The following is a 16150-nucleotide window of genomic DNA, read 5'->3' on the forward strand; positions in this document are numbered from 1 at the left end:
CCTTGTATTGGCAATCTAATCATAATGAAATTTTGTCGTGATACTTGAGTTTTTAGTAGCTTAAACCAATGTAAGAAAAGGATTTGTGTTATACTTACTCGGTGTTAAAAATAGGAGGGAAATTATTCGAGTGAGCAAAGCAAAACTAAGCCAAGACGAAAGCCTATCATTTAAAATCAACTATCAGCTCCTGCCAAAAGAGACAAACCAGCTTGATCTATACTTTTCCATCCCAATCGACATGGGGATCAATGCGAACACGCTCAATGAAGTTGATTACTTCAATGCCAATATCAAGTGTCACAGTGCCTATTATTCTGAGCAATTACACCTTCCACTTGTTCGAAGTCGTTTTATCAGCCAAAGCAAGGGGCAAAAAAGCGATTATCGTGTCAACCTCAATTTATTTTGTTATCAAATTCGCATTGCGCTAGATGCGGACGTGAAGCAAACCTTAAAGATCAAACAAGCTGAGGAGTTTTATCCCGCAGCTATTGAATTGGTTGAGCAAAGCGCAAAACTCTTGGTGAAGTTAAGACGCTATACGCCACCGGATAACCGGCTTAAATCGTACTTTCAAAATGCTGACAATTATTTAAGTTGGCATACAGAGCAAGCTTTTTTAAAGTTACTGGCTCGGGGCCCTAAATCAAGTGAGTTTAGTAAAGAGCGGGGCGAGGTAATCGATTTCTGCAAACAAGAAAACCTCTATCGAGAAAAGCAAAGCTATAACTCACAAGTGACGCTGGACGACCCAAACCGAATCACTAATAAGATGCGCCTATTGGAAAGGCTCATAGAATATGGCGTGGTATTTAATAAAGAAACTACCAACTTAGGTGCTAACCTAAAGCGTCTTGCTCGCGGTGCGGTGACTGCGGTGATCATGGCGTTTGTGATGTATCTGGTACTGAATGCGCGGTCAAATTTTGAAGAGATCACGGTAGCGCTTATTGCCCTGTTAGGAGTCATTTATGGCTTGAGAGAAACCTTTAAAGATGATTTGACTCAATGGGCGTGGCGCAAGGTACAAAAGGGCCGGCCTAAATGGCGCAACAAATTTAAAAACTCAGTCAATGATGAAACCGTCTGTACGCAAACCATTTGGCTGGAGCATATCAAAAAGAAAGATATACCAGATGATGTGGATAAGCTGCTTAAAAAGCGCGGCAGACAAAATCGTCAGGAAGCAAATTTATTGCACTTTAGCTGTAAAAACCAGGTTCAGATTGACGAGTTTTTACCGGGATATGAGGAAGTGCAGCAAAGGATCACCTTTAATATGAGCTCTTTTGCGCGCTATCTAAAAAAGGGGGCCGGCAAGCTTTACAGCCTTGAAGGGCATAAAGTGTCGAAAAACTCGGTGGAGCGTCGATATCAAATCAACCTAGTTATGCGCTTTAAATCAGGTGAGGACACTCAGCTAGAACGTTATAAGCTGACAATGAACCGCTCTGAGATTGTCGCGATAGAACAAATGAAAGATTAGACATGGGGCCATAACTTTTAGAAGGTGAACTCATTCACCTTCTACTCGGCGGTTTGGAAAAAGATCAGCTTATTACCGAATGGATCAGATATGGCCATTTCAAGTCCCCACGGTTGCTCGATAATGCCAGGCCTCGCATGCTTAAACTGTTTCTCAATTAGCTGTGCGTGATAAGACTTAAGATCATCACAGCCAATTCTGATACTCACCCCGGGAGATGCATCACCATAATGCTCTGACAAATGTAGTATGCAGGTATCTTTTGATATTTGCATATACATGGGCAAGTCAGCTTGATATTGATGTTGCCAGTCTATTTTAAACCCTAAAAATTCGATATAAAAAGCGTGTGTGACGTGCTTATCAAAGCTACGGATAATCGGAATGGGGGAGTGGAATGTCATTGAGTTATGGCTTCGACTAACAATTAGTTAGACGAAGCCACTATTTGAAAGTTTATGGTGTGCTTTGCTTTGTATTGTGAAGCAGCTCAACAATGGCTTTAAAGTTACGCTTAGACGTTTCTTTTTTTAACGCAGTGCGTAATGTGGCTTTAATACCGTCTTTACGCTCTTGTGTTGCAAGTGCTTGAATAGCTGCATAACGGCTCTCAGCTGTTGGGTTGTTCATGGCAATTGCAAGTACAGCATCACTGGCAGCTGGTTCAAGTTGATAATTTGATAGCGCTTTTAGCAGCGCGACTTGATTTTGATGTTGAGGTTTAGCAAGTTGCTTTTCTAAACTCGTGTACGCTTGCTCAGTTTGCATCATGCCGAGCGCTCTAATTGAAGCTCGTTGCACACTTTTATTTGAATCCTCTACATAGCTGTCGATTTGCTCGAAGTGCTGCTCATCTCGGCTATTACCAAGGCTGGTAATAAGCGCTGATTTTATGTTTGTCTCTGTGACTAATGACAATTGCTCAGACAATACGTCATGTAGCTGAGCAGACTGGGCATTGGCAGCTCGGCTATTGAGCATGGCACCAATGGTCATATAAAAACTGCTCGTCACTTCTGAGTCTAAGCTATTGAAGCCGCTCTCGATTTGCTCTGTCAACAAGGCGCTAAGTTCGGGGCTCAGCGCGTTTTGCCCTTGAGATAAGGCGCGAAGGGCACGGAACTGCATTAAAGGATCTTTCTCTGCATTAACCAGTATATGGCCCAGTAGCAGTTGGCTGTTAGCGCTATCAAGCTGACCTAATGCATTAAACAAGCGCATTTGCGCTTCATCGGAGAGTGTTTGTTGCAAAAATATCGTCTCTAGTGAGCCGATAACTGCGTCAAACTGACTTAGCTGTTTGGCTAAATCGTAGGCTGAAATATCGGTTAGATTTTCTTTGCTCACCAAGCTTTGTAAGGATTTTTTGAGCTGAGCAAGCTCATCCTCGCTGAGTGTTTTTTCTGTGCTTGGCCAGCTTTCTAAATTCGTGGGTAAACTAAATAGCGCTGAGGGATATGCTGAGCTCGTTGGTCGCAATTGATATTGCTGCTTGGTTTTTAAATTTAGGCTTTGTGATTGACCAGAAAAAAGCAGCGTTTCTTGACCTTTTCGGGTTTCAAAAAAACATGCATTAGGTGTGATTTGATGACCTGATGAAGCGACGTTTACCGTCTGCAATGCCGCTTGTGTTTTATCATGGAGCGCATAGGTGTGCTTATTTAGATGGATCTCATCATCTTTAAATTGATAAGACACGGTATAACGGCCTAGCGTATCTTGCTCTTTTTTGATTAAAGCTGGATTGCTGCGCTGAAACTGAAAATAGTAGGCTAGGCCTTTAAGTTGGTCTTGCGTCTGAGTGTCTAGTTTGGTTGGAAACCAAAAGTCTGTGACTAGCCCATTTTTTGCTAACTTAAATGCAAATGGAACTGTGTAGCTAGCAAGCTCTGATGCAAACTGCCCCTGACCAGCTGTCACTTTATCCGCTTTGATTGCCCACCATCCGTCTTCGTCATTGTGCTTTGCAGCTTTGATAGTCAACAATCCATTGAGCTTTATATGGGTTTGTTGCCCTTGCTGGCTGACTTGATCGTAGTTAAATGTGGTGTGCGTATCGATAACAAAGTTGTATTGTGCTGAACAGCTTGCCTCGGCTGTATTAGAAACAGCCAGTGCACAAAGTGCACTGGCTAGCATCGCTTTATTAAGCGTGATCATAGATCGATTTCACCTTCTTTGGAGTAAATTGTCCAAGATTTATCAAATACACTATTGGTTTGATATAACCAAAGATCATAGCGAGATGTTTTCTTACCACAAGGGTAAGGGATCCCCCACTTTTTACACCATTTAACACCATAGGTTTCCGCATATAAACCAAATTTACCTGAAATGACATCAAGGTCATTCTTCAATTCAATACCGTAGTAAATATGTGGATTTGTGTTGTTGTTGGTAAGCAGTGCAAATCCTGCATTTGACTCCATGGCAAACGTATTATCGATTAACGTTAAAATCGCTTGTACTCCAGCTGAAGCAACGAGTAGGTTTACACCACCACGACCAAAAGCACCAAAGTCGACATGGAATAGGTCGCCTTCAGCGTATAGCTCTGCATTGTAGCCAACGGTAAGTTCAAAGCCTAGGTTACCTGTGACACCTGCTTCTACCTTGATAGGGATTGGACCTACAGTAAATGTGGCTTGGGCAAGCGTTTTATCTTCTTCCCATTTCTTTTCCCATGACTTTTCATATTTAGCAGTAAACTTTTCATCTTCAAACACAACATTGTTGAAGATGATCATTTCAGACTCATAACCTGTATTTAGGCCACTGATGTAAGCACTGCCATTATAAGAAATACTGAATAAGGTATTTTTCGCTTTGAAGAAGTAAGCTTCAACGGTACCTTCACCGGTAATACGACCACCTGGATCGCCAGTCGGTACGATAAATAGCTGACCTTGTAAGTCTACGCCAACACTGAACTTAGATTTGTCACCGTATGACTTATCAAATTCACTTTGGAAGTTGATATTGGCCAAACCAACGGAAGCTGGCACGATGGCTTGCTCAGTAAACCTAGCTTGTCTTGAAGATCGGCTAGCAGGCTCTTCGGTTGCCGCTTCTTGCTCAAAAAAGTAGAACGGGATAGAGGTTAACACCTGATTGTTATCAGTGTTAGTTTCAGCATCTTGGGCCGCATCAATGAGGGTAAAACGCAGCTCAAGGTTATTTTGTGCATTCGCGTCGTAGTTTTCATGTAGGCTTTTGATTAATTCAGGCTCTAATGCGATGTCAAAACCAATATGCTCATCATGTAATTCAGCTCTGAATTCATGGGCAAGTGTGTCTGTATATTGGCCCGCTGTTGCATCCCAAAAGTGTGTTTCAACCCAGTTACCAGCAACCATGACTTCTGCTTTAATATGCGAAAGGCCTAAGTTTGTGCCTTCATAGTCAGCTTCAAAGTAACCAATAAGATCAGAGTGGTGGTCACTTGCACCATTGTCGACGTCCGGCGTGTCCAAAATTAGCGCCGCTTGACCAAATTCAGCGCCAAGTAATTTATAATCATGACCTTCTTGCTGGCGAACGACAATGTCAGCATGTGGGAAGTTGCCTTCTAAATGAGGATCGTGATCAACAGAAGGGTGGTTATCTTCTTCAATGTCTTCCACGTGTAGGTCATTTGGATCAATTTGAGCCAAGATGTGGTAGTTACCGCCTTCTAAAGAATTTGGCAATGTCAGTTCAATTTCGTGCTCGCTAGTACCAGCAGAAAGCCCTGCTAATTCAACAACAGCGATTTGTTGAATGTCTTCAATTGCAGCTTCTTGCTCACTTTGTGAATCTAGCTCATCGGAGTGCATTAGGTAAAAATGGACTTCAACGTCAATATTATCAAAACCCGTTACATCTACCGTGTAATAAGTTTTAACGGTATCACTTGGTGCTAACATATCTAGCGGACCAGTTGATATATCAGTGATTTCCAAATTACTTTGTACTTCCGGAGCTGGTGTTACTACCGTAACTTCAGGCGTGTCATTTTCGCTGAATTGACACCCAGTCAAAGTGGCTAAGCTCAAAAGAGCATATGGGATCAAGCGCATGTCGTTTCTCTATCTTATCTAAATCTATTTTATTATATGCTAAGAATATGGAAGGAGTGTGGAGCTAATTGATTGGGACATTAGTATTGTGTTTGATAAAGGTAAAAAACCGCTTTACGGTATGTTATTTAGTTGTTAGGTGGCTAAAAAAGAGCTGATAGTAGCATGTTAACTGCCAGAGCACTGAGTAACACTTTAATGATACCAATGAGTTGTGTGTTGTTCGCGGATAAACGTAGCTTAGTGCCAATATATGACCCAAACATTGCGCCGCATATCATGGTAATAATAACAGGGCCGTTTTGTAATAGCTCAGAGGAGACTAACAAAAACACAGGAACTTTTGCTAAATGGCTGAGTGTCATGAACACTGCACTAGTGGCCACAACTTGGTCTTTGGATTGAAGTTGTTTGGTCAGCACTGTCAAAGATAGTGGCCCTGTGGCACCCACAATTAATCCCAGCCCGGTTTGTAAGGCGCCAATGATATAGAAGTTCTCAAAACGCTTAATAAAATTCGAAAAAGGTGAGTACCAAAGGTTTAACAAGATATACAGGCCAATTGCTGTCGGAATATAGGTTGTTGGCATGTTATATAAAACAACACCAAAAAGGAGAGTACCGAGTATCGAGCCGACAAAAAAAGCGGGGAGGAGGAACCATTGGACATCAGAGAGAGAAAACAGCGCCCGTGATGCATTACTGGTAATTTGAGTGAGTCCATGTATGGGGATCACCAGCGCGGGATTTAAAAAAAATGGTAGAAGCGCAATTAGTAACATGCCACCGCCAAATCCAACGATGGCTGCAATCAGTGACGTTATAAATGCAACTAGTCCGAGCAATAGTTCCATATTTATCTTTCCTTGAAAGCGAAGTCTGTATTAGATTGTTATGTCCTCATCGCCACGGCCACTCCGGAGGCTGACAACAAACTGCCTGCGAGTTTATTAAAAACTCCCATTCGCTTTGATGTAGAAACAAACCTTTTTGCTTTTGCACTGAGGTATGAATATCCGAGATTGACCGAACCAAACGCTAAGGTAGCACAGATAAAAATCCCCAAAATGTCAGTTATTGTAATAGTATGAAAGTCCACAAAGGCAGGGAACAGTGCAACGTAAAATATAATGGCTTTTGGATTACTCATGGTTAATAAGAAACCAGCCAAAATATCAATATGATGTTTGGTTGCTGGTGGCGTTTGCTCATCTATAGCAGGAGTTGCCCGAAATAGCTTAATACCCATCCAGATTAAATAAGCGGCACATAGATATTTTATTATCGCAAAGGTACTGCCCATAGACTCTGCTATAAAAGCCAGTCCTGATACCGCCAAGAGTATGAAAAAATAATCAGCAATGATAAGCCCTAATGTCATTGCTGCACCACGTTGAAAGCCGCCTGTCATAGAAGCGGTGGTAATAGCAAATACAGCAGGGCCCGGAATGATCCCTACGATAAACATGGCGCTGAATAGAGCAAGATAGCTTTCTATTGTCATAGAGCACTCGGTAAGTTTTTTGATTTGCCATAACCTTAACATGTTTTGTCATCTTTGGCGTTGTTATAAATTTATTGGGTATTTAAAGCGAATATACTATTTCACTAAGTAGGAAGTTAAAAGATTTGAAATGCTTTTTAAATTGAAAAGTATCATTATGTGTTTTGAAGTGCGTTGACTTTGTGAAAGTGGTGTTTTTTAATTTGAAAAGTATATTTTTAAATTTTAAAGTGTGCTTTTAAATTTGAAAAGTATTGTAGTTTTAATTTTTTATTTTTGTAATTTACTTGTCTTTTAATAAATGATTATTTTATTTTTATTCGTTGATTTTTTTGTTTTTATTGTGCTAGTTTAAGTTTGAAAATTAACCAATAAGGATAGAGATATGAAATTGAAAATAAAAAAGAATAACTTAAAAGCACTTTCTAAAAATCAACAGTCACTTAATGCAAAGCAGACTAAAGAGATTAATGGAGGATTTTTCGTCACAGGACGTTGCCTTGTAACAGATGTTGAATTGTGTACAACAAATTGGGCTCAGTGTGCCCCATAAATATTAATCTGGGATGAGAATTAACTAAGGAAAGAAAAATGAAATTAAAAATAAAAAAGAACAATTTAAAAGTCCTTTCTAAAAATCAACAGTCACTTAATGCAAAGCAGACTAAAGAAATCAATGGTGGTGGATTCTTCTCATTGTTTTGTGTTTTAACAGATGTTGATATTTGTACAACAGCTTGGGCAGAATGTGCGCCATAAATATTGGTACATAAATAAGGGGCTATACGCCCCTTATTTACAGCTATTTAAATAGCTGTAAACCCCTCTATTTCTATGTAATAAATTCTCCTTAAAATCGTCATACATAAAAATAAAAACCTTCATTTAAATAACAAGTTTTTGAAATGAGATAGACACTTTCAAAGCTTAACCTCTTTGTACCGAAATTTGTTACGCCGTAAGTCGTCTTGTAAATGCGTTAATGCGCGAGTTTCTCAGCGAAACATACAAAAATAATGAAGTACTGGAGATAAAATGAAGATCAAACTAACCCTATTTTGCGTTTTGATATTGTTGAGCACACAGAGTATGGCTCAATCGCTTAAGGTGATGGCATACAATATTATGCAGTTAAACGTTCAAGATTGGGACCAAAGTAATAGAGCTGAGCGACTGCCGGCGGTGATTAAATCACTGAGTGATAGTCCAGATGTTATTCTTGTCAATGAGGTATTCAATGGTGACGCAGAACAAGCATTATCTGCTTTGTCAGATATTTACCCATATCAAACGCCTAATGTGGGACAAGATTGCAGCGGTAGCGGATGGGATAGCTTAACAGGGAACTGTTCAAGTAGCCCATTTGTTATTCGAGGTGGTGTTGTGATTATTTCTAAGTACCCAATCATTTCACAAAAAGCACATGTTTTTAAAAATAGCTTAAGCGGCAGCTGGGATTATTTAGCGAACAAAGGTTTCGCTTATGTTGAAATCGAAAAAAACGGGCAACGCTACCATCTTGTGGGCACGCATTTGCAAGCAACACATGATGGTAATACAGAGCAAGAGCATCGCGTTCGAATGGGGCAGTTAGGCGAAATTCAAACATTTATCAAAGCAGAAAATATTCCCACCAGTGAGCCTGTGATCATCGGTGGTGATATGAATGTTGAGTGGAGCAAGCAACATGAAATTGCAGATATGCTGACGACTTCTCATAGTAAATTGAACTTTGAAACACCTGAAGTAGGCTCTTTTTCAGCAAAACATAATTGGTTTACCAAAGCCAATGCATACTATTTTGATTACAGCCTAGAGTACAACGATACTTTAGATTATGTATTTTGGCATAAAGATTATAAACAACCTAAAAACAATCCGAGCATGTCAGTTCGTTACCCTAAAGCAGAGCGTAACTTTTATTGGAGCTATTTAAAGGGCAATTGGAACTTAAGTTCAGGGCGCTATTATCATAATGGATATTATAATGAACTATCTGACCATTACCCTGTGCAAGTAAACTTTGAATTCTGATATTTGAAAAAAGTAGTGCGCCATGTAATTAAATCCCTGGCCACTACTTGAATTACCTCTAATTTTACCTATCGTTAAAATTTCCTACAACATATACAGCTCACAACTTTGATAAGCTACTTCACTATTTCCTTTTATGAAATTAAAACACTCCATAAAACATGCCTGATATATATTTTTAATATTTATTTACATCAAAGGTATGATATGCAATATTGATTTGTGTAAACATTAACCAGTTTTTGACCTGTATTAACCAGTTTTTGAGCTGTATTAAGCATAGATGTCTAGCAGATATTACGAGCATACTAATGCATATGGTCTTGTCAGGTATGGCTGAATTGTAATGTCGATAGTAAAAAGTGGTTTTTGTATCTAAGGTGAGTATCGAATTTAGTGTTAACAAATAAGGAAAATATAATGTTAAATAAACTCTTAATCGCTGCTGTTATACTGGTGGCTTCATCAACTTCCATCTCTGTAAATGCTTATGGCGGATTTATGGTGTCTTGTTATAAAGAAGGGGCTCTTGAATGGGTTGAGACCGTTGAGTCGCATTATGAAGCAAGGTTTTTGGAAAGGATATGTAGAAGAAACGGCGGCATACCCTTTGTTGATTAATGTTATGTAACTGCTAGTTTTACCGAGTGAAATGGGGGGGATTTACTTCCCTTTTCACTTTAGTGAAAATTTAAATTTGAGCTTGTTAATTTAAATTTCAGTCTTAAAGAATAATTATTTTAAATAAATATTTTCACAGTTTCCTTTGATAAAAATTAAAAAGGTATTTATGGATATTTCATTGCCTATTTTAATACATTTGTTTTCTGTAATTCCTGCTATTGGATTGGGGGTTCTTAATCTAGCAATGAAAAAAGGCACTTCACTACATAAGCTTTTTGGTCGAGTATGGGTAGTATTGATGATTATAGCGTCATTAATTTCTTTTCTAATTCAGCCCACAGGCAGTCTAACTTGGCTACATCTTTTTGCAATTTTAGTGATAGTGTCGGTGAGCATTGGAACTTATGCTATTTATAAGCAAAACCAAAAGCTCCATATGCACTGTATGAGTGGCGCATATATTGGTACTGTCATCTCAGCCATTGTGGCAGCAAGTGTACCAGGGCGACTATTGCATCAACTGTTATTCTAATAGAGACTTGAGGCTGGAAATTAATCTAGCGAAGTTGTCAAAGAGCAGAGAAGTATTATGTACATAGGTGAAGTAGCGAAAAAAACAGGACTTTCTATAAAAGCGATACGCCTATACGAAGAGCGGGGACTGATCACTTTACCACCTCGAAAGGGACGGTATCGATATTATAATGCTTCACATGTCGAAATTTTGAATCTGATAAAAGAGGCAAAATCTTTGGGCTCAACGCTATCTCAATTAGAGGCGGTGATAGTGTATGACAATGGAGAAGTCGATTGGCCAAAAATTGAGACTTTTTTGATAAAACTGAAGTGTCAATTAACCCAGCAAACAGAGATATTAAAAGAGCGAATAGGAAGAGTGGATGCCTGCCTATCGGCAATAAACTCTTGTCCAACAATGCTTGACTCTACCCCTAAGGGGAGAGAGTAGAATCGTTATCGACCTCTTAAAATTGGAAATGAGTAAGATGACGAAGAAAATACTAATTCTTAATGGAAACCCGAAATCCACGAGTTTTTGCCAACAATTAGCCAATACATACACTGTTGAGGCGAGAGAGTACTATGAAGTAAAGCACTTCAATTTATCTGAAATGGCTTTTAACCCTAGTCTAGACTCGGGCTACGATGCAGAGCAAGATTTGGAACCAGATTTAAAAGACTTTCAAAAGTGGCTCCTATGGGCTGAACATATTGTGATCTTCTCACCAATTTGGTGGGGCGGTCTACCTGCAAAGCTAAAAGGACTTTTTGATAGATCTTTTCTACCTCATTTCGCTTTTAAGTATGAGCTTGAAAATCCACAGCCAACGCCACTATTGATTGGTAAAACATCCCGCATCGTACTCACGATGGATATGCCTGAGCCTTTTCTTGAAGAGCAGGCTAGGCCTGTTTTGAAGCAGTTAGATAAGTATACATTGCAGTTTAGTGGGGTTGAAAAAGCGGCAACGAATTTATTTGGATCTATGGTATCTGCAACGCAAGAAGAAAAGCAGAATTGGGAAAAGCTGGTAAAGTCCCTTGGTAGCCAAGGGATCTAATTTAATTGCGCTTTTAGCAGTAAATTACTTGATGAGATACGTCGTTTACTGCTTTAAGAATATATCGGAGTCTGTGTAAAATTGCCCATTAAATGTATCAATTGCGGTATAAACAACAGAATATTGGCCTTGAGGGAATCAATTTTTAACTTCAACTCCATTAAAAAGCTTTAAGTTTTTCTTTAATACTTGTTGCTTGAAACTGCTTGTTTATGCGCATTGGCATGCCATTGTGATTAGAGAGTGTGGATCTGGCATTGATGTTTTGTGGGTCTACTTGCTCATCTAAAAACTCTATTCTTGTCTGCTTTAAATACGTGACAAGAACACTCAGCATTTCCTGCATTGCGAAATGTTGCCCTATACAGTTTCTGTGGCCCGCACCGAAGGGGATATAGCTGCCTTTTTTTATGTCGGGCTCATTTTCCCAGCGAGTTGGATCAAAGTTTTCGGGGTTATCAAAGTTGCTCTTTAATTTGTGCACAACAAATGGAGAGATAAATACTTTATCTCCTTTACTTATTTTATAACTATTTAGGTTTGTATCTTCTTGAGCACGCCTAGCGCCAATCAGCCATACAGGTGGAAATAGCCTCAACACCTCTTTTATAAATGCCAGAGTCGCTGGAAATTTATCAAAAGACAGCGACTCACCACTTTTGTGATTGATAACTTCTTTATATACTTTATTGGCCTCAACATCATATTTTGCCAAACAATACCAGCACCACATTAAGCTATTCGAGGTTGTCTCATGGCCGACGATAAAGTAAGACACCAAATGGTCTTTTATATTTTCATTGGTGAGTGAATTGCCTGTTTCATCCGTGGCTTCAAGTAAGGATGACAATAAGTCACCATGATCTTGAAACGGCTCGTTCCTTCTTTTTAAAAGAATTTCATCAATAATTTGATCTATGATTTTACGTGCTCTTTTTACTCTGACATTAAGCGGCGAGGGGAACCAAGCAGGAAAGTTGACTACAGCTTCAAAGTTTTTACTGAGCAAATGATGTAATTCATTCATCGCTTCTGATACAGCACTGGCTTTTTTCAGTTCGGATTGACACAAACCAAACAGCGTTTTGCACGTAATTTGCAGCGATAACCGTTCCATCTCTACTGCCATATCGACAGTATCGCCATGGCTCAGCTCAGAAACTGACTCTAGAGCATATTGCTCAAATACACCTTGGTAGCTTTGCAGGCGACGATGCATGAAGGCGGGCTGGGCGATTTTACGCAGTGGTTTATGTGTTTGCTGATCTGCGGTGACAATACCTTGGCCGATGGCTTTGCTGAGAATGTTCGTATCTCTAGTCGATTTAGGAAATTGCTTCACTTTCCCAATCAACACTTCTTGGATCATGCTGGGGTTAGAGATCAAAGTGACTTTAAATGGTCCAAGTTTAAATTGCAGCACATCTCCAAATATATCTGCAAGTGTCATCAGAAATCCTGCTGGGTCATCCATAAATTTGATGCCCAAAGCGCTGATCTCCTTGTTAGTTACTTTTGGTATTTGCTTCATTTTTTGTCAGTTACTAGCGATGTTTTTAATGGCGTCAAAGAGAGAATAGATATGCTTAACCACTTGTTCCTCATTGAGGTTATGTGGGTTGTATTCGATTAAAAAGTCTACCTGATGTACGCCATGGAAGTTAATCACATTCAGCTGTAGCGGTAAGCTGTGATGCTGATGCGACTCATAGCTGAATGATCTTGGCATACCCGGTGTATCGCTGAGCTTTTCCAGTTCCATATAGCCAAACCTGAACTCACTCAGGGGTATATGTGGCGGTAAATTAAGCTCTTCATACAAGAGTTCCGGAGGCAGCTTTTTATGTCTATAGGCATGTTTTAATTGTGTAGAGATTTTCTGCGCTTGTGCTGCCAAATCGAGCTCATCAGATAATGAAAATTCATGAACCAACATATTCGCCATAAATGCAATTAAATTACTGTCGCTTTTTTTACGCCCGTGGACAGGTAAACCAACACGCAATTGATTTGAGTTAGGCAGGGGGAAATCTTGGTTTAATTGACGTATCCAAAGGGTCAGCATCAATGTGGATAAACTCAGTTCATGTTGATTTGAAAACTCTACGGCTGGTGCGAGTTGTGACCGAGGTAAAGAAAGGTGTATCGCTTTACTTTTTAACGGGTTTGTTGGTGAAAAGAGCCTAAATTCAATCGACGCTGCTAAGTGACTTAGCCAAAATGCTTTGTCCTTTTGGTACTGGTTTGATGTCAGGTACTCTGCTTGCTGATTGGCAAGTTGAGCTGGTTCAAATTGAGTATTTGTCGGGGTATGTCCTTTATCATAATAGTCTACAACTTGCTTTAAGTAAGCAAATGCACTGTATCCATCACAGATTAAATGATTGGCTAAAAAGGCTAGCCAAACTTGATTGTTCGGCAGTATGAAAATTTCATTTCTGTGTAGCGGGTACTCAAATGCAGAAATAGGAGTCGTAAAAAGCGTTTCTATTTTGTCACGGGCTACTTGCTCTGCACGTTCAAAAGGCAGTGTGGATAAATCGGTAATTGGATAGGAGCGCTCGCAATGTGCATGTTGACGTTGCTCAATGCCATTGGGCGTTTGATGAAAATAAAAATCAAAACTTGCGTGACAGGCCATCACGGCTCTTTGTGCCTCAACGAGTTTATTGGCATCAACATGGTCAAATTTGATGACGCCCCCAGCATTGGCAATGGGCAAATGAGGGGCTGCGCTGCAAAATGCCAGCATCATATTTTGTAATAATGTAATTGGGAATGTATTCATAGTGCTGTTATCTAGTTTAATGAAAGGCCGCCATCAACCTTAATGACACTGCCAGTTGTCCAAGGCTGAGATAATAAAGTGGTAATGATTTGCGCCACTTCGTTTGCTTTACCAAGTCCAAATGGGTGTAGCTCAGCGAGTGCTTTTAATCGTGTTTGCTGTTCTAAGTTATCGTCTCGATGTTGGCTTAACATGGGCGTATCGACACAGCCAAGTGCTACTGCATTGACGCTGATCTGCTTGGCTGTCCCAGCGATTGCCGACGCCTTCATTACTTGTTCGAGTCCTGCTTTTGAGGCGCTATATATCGCACTGGTAGCAATGGGCTTTTCAGCCAGTGTTGAGCTGAGCAATATAATGGTGCTTTGTTTTGGCATATGTGCAATGGCTTGCTCACAAAGCAAAAAAGCGGAAATAAGGTTAACGTTAAGCTGTTCAGTGATGGAGCTCATTTTAGTTTGGCCAAACGGCTCGTGGTAACAAACGCCCGCCGCATATATTAATGCGTCAATTGAGCCGATATTATCAATCAAAGTCTGAAACAAGTCGCCAGCTTGAGTTATATCCGATAAGTCACATTGCCACGGGATAAATTGCTCAAATTCATTAAGCGGGTGGCTTCTATCTATGGTCCTGCTTAAACCGATCACCCGCTCACCCTTGGTTAGTAGATCTTTGCAAATTTGGTAGCCTATGCCTGAACTTGCACCTGTGACTAAAACTGTTTTGCTCATGTTGCTGAGATACCTTGATAGTAATTGATGTTGGCAGGTGTCACTGATCCTAAAGGGTTAGTATGGTTGACAATAATTTCATCCTCTGGAATAAACTTAGGACGATCTATACATAAGATGGTAGCAGGTAATGCACTTAGGTTGTCATAACCATGCACCACGCCTTTTGGCCAATCAAAGCTACTACCGGGCTCTATATTTTCTCCGTTAAACATTAAGCCTTCATCTAAAACGAGCTCATGTTCTTCCATCTGCAGGTGCATGTGTGCGGGGATTGACTCACCAGCTTTGATGTTAAGCAAATAAATGCCAAACTTTTCGTTTTCAAATAGAATGTCGACAGTCCCAAATGTCTGGGTCTCGTATTCAACAATACTTCTTTGACAGATAATGTTGTGGTTATATTCAAGCAAGAGAGGTTTCACAGTAATATCAATACTATCAAGCCACTTGAAACGACAAAAAAGTAAATTAGGAATAATTATTAAAAATTCTGTTGCGCTTATTTCACATATTCTGTCATACAAAAATTGCACTTGTGCTTGTATTTTTTGTAACTGAGTTGAGTTTAATTTATTTGCTAAGCTGAGCTTGAGTTCAATTTGCAGATCTGACGCTAGATTGATCTCGAGACATTGCTCATACAGTGGCATGGCGTACCTCCTCGCAGTGCGGTTGGTTCAGTGTGATTGCCGGTTTGCAAAACAAATGTTCTTTTAGCTGCTTAAATGCACTGGCTCTAGGGTGAAGCACATTTCGTTTCTCAGGGGGGAGTGATGCAAGTGTTGAGTTGTGCCCATGAGGAATAAATATTGGCTCAAAGCCAATGCGATTGTGTCCTGATGCGCGCCAGCTAATCGTACCCGGTAATTCGCCAACAAAAGAGCAAACATCACCACTAGGATAAGCAAGGCTTAATGCACACACCATTTTGGCGTGTCTTTTTTGTGTTAAGGCCATGCGGGTCAACACATGGTCAATGGCGCCATCAAATCCGCCGGCCTGTTCGGCCCATCTTGCAGTGTACAGCCCAGGTAAACCATTTAGTGCATCTATGCACAATCCGCTATCATCAGCAATTGCCACTTTGCCACTAAGGTGGGCAATATTGAGTGCTTTTAATTGCGCATTTTGACAAAAACTAGTGCCAGTCTCTTCTATTTCATCTAATTCCAATGCGTGAGCGGAACGAATTTTGTGGCAATAGGGTTTTATTAAGGCGCTGATCTCACGCGTTTTACCAAGGTTGTGGCTCGCTATGACAATTTCATCAAATGCAGCATGCTCAATCATACAGTTCTTCAGGTAGCTTGGATGTATCCCATGAAGTCAGCTTAAT

At 40.1% G+C, this 16150-nt stretch carries 18 protein-coding genes; 8 read left to right on the forward strand and 10 right to left on the reverse strand.

Going from position 1 to position 16150, the window contains the following annotated elements; translation table 11 throughout:
• Positions 1–130: 130 nt before the first annotated feature.
• Complete coding sequence (locus tag AC2CZC_RS14500) at positions 131–1489, forward strand: hypothetical protein (RefSeq protein ID WP_484582322.1); 1359 nt, start codon at positions 131–133, stop codon at positions 1487–1489.
• Positions 1490–1530: 41 nt separating this feature from the next.
• Here AC2CZC_RS14500 and AC2CZC_RS14505 read toward each other — a convergent pair whose 3' ends face one another.
• The 5 genes from AC2CZC_RS14505 to AC2CZC_RS14525 form a co-directional block, all read right to left on the reverse strand.
• The gene (locus tag AC2CZC_RS14505; RefSeq protein ID WP_484582323.1) at positions 1531–1893 is read right to left on the reverse strand and encodes a glyoxalase superfamily protein; all 363 of its coding nucleotides are present in this window, start codon (positions 1891–1893) and stop codon (positions 1531–1533) included.
• Between the two features lie 52 nt (positions 1894–1945).
• Positions 1946–3649, reverse strand: coding sequence for a HEAT repeat domain-containing protein (locus tag AC2CZC_RS14510; protein WP_484582324.1), 1704 nt, complete (start codon positions 3647–3649; stop codon positions 1946–1948).
• Entirely contained in the window at positions 3646–5547 is a 1902-nt protein-coding gene (locus AC2CZC_RS14515) for a hypothetical protein (RefSeq protein WP_484582325.1), read from the reverse strand. The genes AC2CZC_RS14510 and AC2CZC_RS14515 overlap by 4 nt, the downstream gene beginning before the upstream one ends.
• Before the next feature lie 143 nt (positions 5548–5690).
• A complete protein-coding gene (locus AC2CZC_RS14520; protein ID WP_484582326.1) occupies positions 5691–6401 on the reverse strand; it encodes a sulfite exporter TauE/SafE family protein in 711 nt (236 codons plus the stop codon).
• A gap of 38 nt (positions 6402–6439) precedes the next feature.
• Positions 6440–7051 carry a LysE family translocator gene (locus AC2CZC_RS14525; RefSeq protein WP_484582327.1) on the reverse strand — a complete coding sequence of 204 codons (612 nt, stop codon included), beginning with the start codon at positions 7049–7051 and terminating at the stop codon, positions 6440–6442.
• 385 nt (positions 7052–7436) lie between these two features.
• Between AC2CZC_RS14525 and AC2CZC_RS14530 the strand changes: the two genes are divergently transcribed.
• The 7 genes from AC2CZC_RS14530 to AC2CZC_RS14560 all read left to right on the forward strand — a co-directional run bounded on the left by AC2CZC_RS14530 (position 7437) and on the right by AC2CZC_RS14560 (position 11289).
• Positions 7437–7604 (forward strand): hypothetical protein, encoded by a 168-nt coding sequence (locus tag AC2CZC_RS14530; protein WP_484582328.1) that lies wholly within the window; start codon positions 7437–7439, stop codon positions 7602–7604.
• Positions 7605–7642: 38 nt separating this feature from the next.
• Positions 7643–7810, forward strand: a complete 168-nt coding sequence (locus AC2CZC_RS14535; RefSeq protein ID WP_484582329.1) for a hypothetical protein — start codon at positions 7643–7645, stop codon at positions 7808–7810.
• A 276-nt stretch (positions 7811–8086) separates the two neighbouring features.
• A complete protein-coding gene (locus AC2CZC_RS14540) occupies positions 8087–9085 on the forward strand; it encodes a sphingomyelin phosphodiesterase (protein WP_484582330.1) in 999 nt (332 codons plus the stop codon).
• A 420-nt stretch (positions 9086–9505) separates the two neighbouring features.
• A complete protein-coding gene (locus AC2CZC_RS14545; RefSeq protein WP_484582331.1) occupies positions 9506–9706 on the forward strand; it encodes a hypothetical protein in 201 nt (66 codons plus the stop codon).
• Positions 9707–9875: 169 nt separating this feature from the next.
• A complete protein-coding gene (locus AC2CZC_RS14550) occupies positions 9876–10241 on the forward strand; it encodes a DUF2306 domain-containing protein (protein WP_484582332.1) in 366 nt (121 codons plus the stop codon).
• Between the two features lie 57 nt (positions 10242–10298).
• Positions 10299–10676: a MerR family transcriptional regulator gene (locus tag AC2CZC_RS14555; RefSeq protein WP_237135889.1), complete on the forward strand. Its 378-nt coding sequence runs from the start codon at positions 10299–10301 to the stop codon at positions 10674–10676.
• Positions 10677–10713: 37 nt separating this feature from the next.
• The gene (locus tag AC2CZC_RS14560; RefSeq protein WP_484582333.1) at positions 10714–11289 is read left to right on the forward strand and encodes an NAD(P)H-dependent oxidoreductase; all 576 of its coding nucleotides are present in this window, start codon (positions 10714–10716) and stop codon (positions 11287–11289) included.
• A gap of 160 nt (positions 11290–11449) precedes the next feature.
• On the opposite strand, the gene AC2CZC_RS14565 is transcribed toward AC2CZC_RS14560, so the two are convergent.
• From AC2CZC_RS14565 to AC2CZC_RS14585, 5 genes are read right to left on the reverse strand one after another with little or no spacing between them, the layout of a single operon-like run.
• The gene (locus AC2CZC_RS14565; RefSeq protein ID WP_484582334.1) at positions 11450–12820 is read right to left on the reverse strand and encodes a cytochrome P450; all 1371 of its coding nucleotides are present in this window, start codon (positions 12818–12820) and stop codon (positions 11450–11452) included.
• A 6-nt stretch (positions 12821–12826) separates the two neighbouring features.
• Positions 12827–14077, reverse strand: a complete 1251-nt coding sequence (locus tag AC2CZC_RS14570; RefSeq protein ID WP_484582335.1) for a condensation domain-containing protein — start codon at positions 14075–14077, stop codon at positions 12827–12829.
• A gap of 11 nt (positions 14078–14088) precedes the next feature.
• Positions 14089–14811: an SDR family NAD(P)-dependent oxidoreductase gene (locus AC2CZC_RS14575; RefSeq protein ID WP_484582336.1), complete on the reverse strand. Its 723-nt coding sequence runs from the start codon at positions 14809–14811 to the stop codon at positions 14089–14091.
• A complete protein-coding gene (locus tag AC2CZC_RS14580; RefSeq protein ID WP_484582337.1) occupies positions 14808–15464 on the reverse strand; it encodes a cupin domain-containing protein in 657 nt (218 codons plus the stop codon). The genes AC2CZC_RS14575 and AC2CZC_RS14580 overlap by 4 nt, the downstream gene beginning before the upstream one ends.
• The gene (locus AC2CZC_RS14585; protein WP_484582338.1) at positions 15451–16104 is read right to left on the reverse strand and encodes a non-canonical purine NTP pyrophosphatase; all 654 of its coding nucleotides are present in this window, start codon (positions 16102–16104) and stop codon (positions 15451–15453) included. The genes AC2CZC_RS14580 and AC2CZC_RS14585 overlap by 14 nt, the downstream gene beginning before the upstream one ends.
• Between the last annotated feature and the right edge of the window lie 46 nt (positions 16105–16150).

It is taken from the genome of Pseudoalteromonas sp. MMG033 (genome assembly GCF_057197785.1).

What these genes read in the sequence shown, in the direction of transcription:
- AC2CZC_RS14505 (WP_484582323.1), bottom strand. Translation starts at nt 1,893, where the DNA reads ATGACATTCCACTCCCCCATTCCGATTATCCGTAGCTTTGATAAGCAC.
- AC2CZC_RS14510 (WP_484582324.1), bottom strand. Translation starts at nt 3,649, where the DNA reads ATGATCACGCTTAATAAAGCGATGCTAGCCAGTGCACTTTGTGCACTG.
- AC2CZC_RS14515 (WP_484582325.1), bottom strand. Translation starts at nt 5,547, where the DNA reads ATGCGCTTGATCCCATATGCTCTTTTGAGCTTAGCCACTTTGACTGGG.
- AC2CZC_RS14520 (WP_484582326.1), bottom strand. Translation starts at nt 6,401, where the DNA reads ATGGAACTATTGCTCGGACTAGTTGCATTTATAACGTCACTGATTGCA.
- AC2CZC_RS14525 (WP_484582327.1), bottom strand. Translation starts at nt 7,051, where the DNA reads ATGACAATAGAAAGCTATCTTGCTCTATTCAGCGCCATGTTTATCGTA.
- AC2CZC_RS14530 (WP_484582328.1), top strand. Translation starts at nt 7,437, where the DNA reads ATGAAATTGAAAATAAAAAAGAATAACTTAAAAGCACTTTCTAAAAAT.
- AC2CZC_RS14535 (WP_484582329.1), top strand. Translation starts at nt 7,643, where the DNA reads ATGAAATTAAAAATAAAAAAGAACAATTTAAAAGTCCTTTCTAAAAAT.
- AC2CZC_RS14540 (WP_484582330.1), top strand. Translation starts at nt 8,087, where the DNA reads ATGAAGATCAAACTAACCCTATTTTGCGTTTTGATATTGTTGAGCACA.
- AC2CZC_RS14545 (WP_484582331.1), top strand. Translation starts at nt 9,506, where the DNA reads ATGTTAAATAAACTCTTAATCGCTGCTGTTATACTGGTGGCTTCATCA.
- AC2CZC_RS14550 (WP_484582332.1), top strand. Translation starts at nt 9,876, where the DNA reads ATGGATATTTCATTGCCTATTTTAATACATTTGTTTTCTGTAATTCCT.
- AC2CZC_RS14555 (WP_237135889.1), top strand. Translation starts at nt 10,299, where the DNA reads ATGTACATAGGTGAAGTAGCGAAAAAAACAGGACTTTCTATAAAAGCG.
- AC2CZC_RS14560 (WP_484582333.1), top strand. Translation starts at nt 10,714, where the DNA reads ATGACGAAGAAAATACTAATTCTTAATGGAAACCCGAAATCCACGAGT.
- AC2CZC_RS14565 (WP_484582334.1), bottom strand. Translation starts at nt 12,820, where the DNA reads ATGAAGCAAATACCAAAAGTAACTAACAAGGAGATCAGCGCTTTGGGC.
- AC2CZC_RS14570 (WP_484582335.1), bottom strand. Translation starts at nt 14,077, where the DNA reads ATGAATACATTCCCAATTACATTATTACAAAATATGATGCTGGCATTT.
- AC2CZC_RS14575 (WP_484582336.1), bottom strand. Translation starts at nt 14,811, where the DNA reads ATGAGCAAAACAGTTTTAGTCACAGGTGCAAGTTCAGGCATAGGCTAC.
- AC2CZC_RS14580 (WP_484582337.1), bottom strand. Translation starts at nt 15,464, where the DNA reads ATGCCACTGTATGAGCAATGTCTCGAGATCAATCTAGCGTCAGATCTG.
- AC2CZC_RS14585 (WP_484582338.1), bottom strand. Translation starts at nt 16,104, where the DNA reads ATGATTGAGCATGCTGCATTTGATGAAATTGTCATAGCGAGCCACAAC.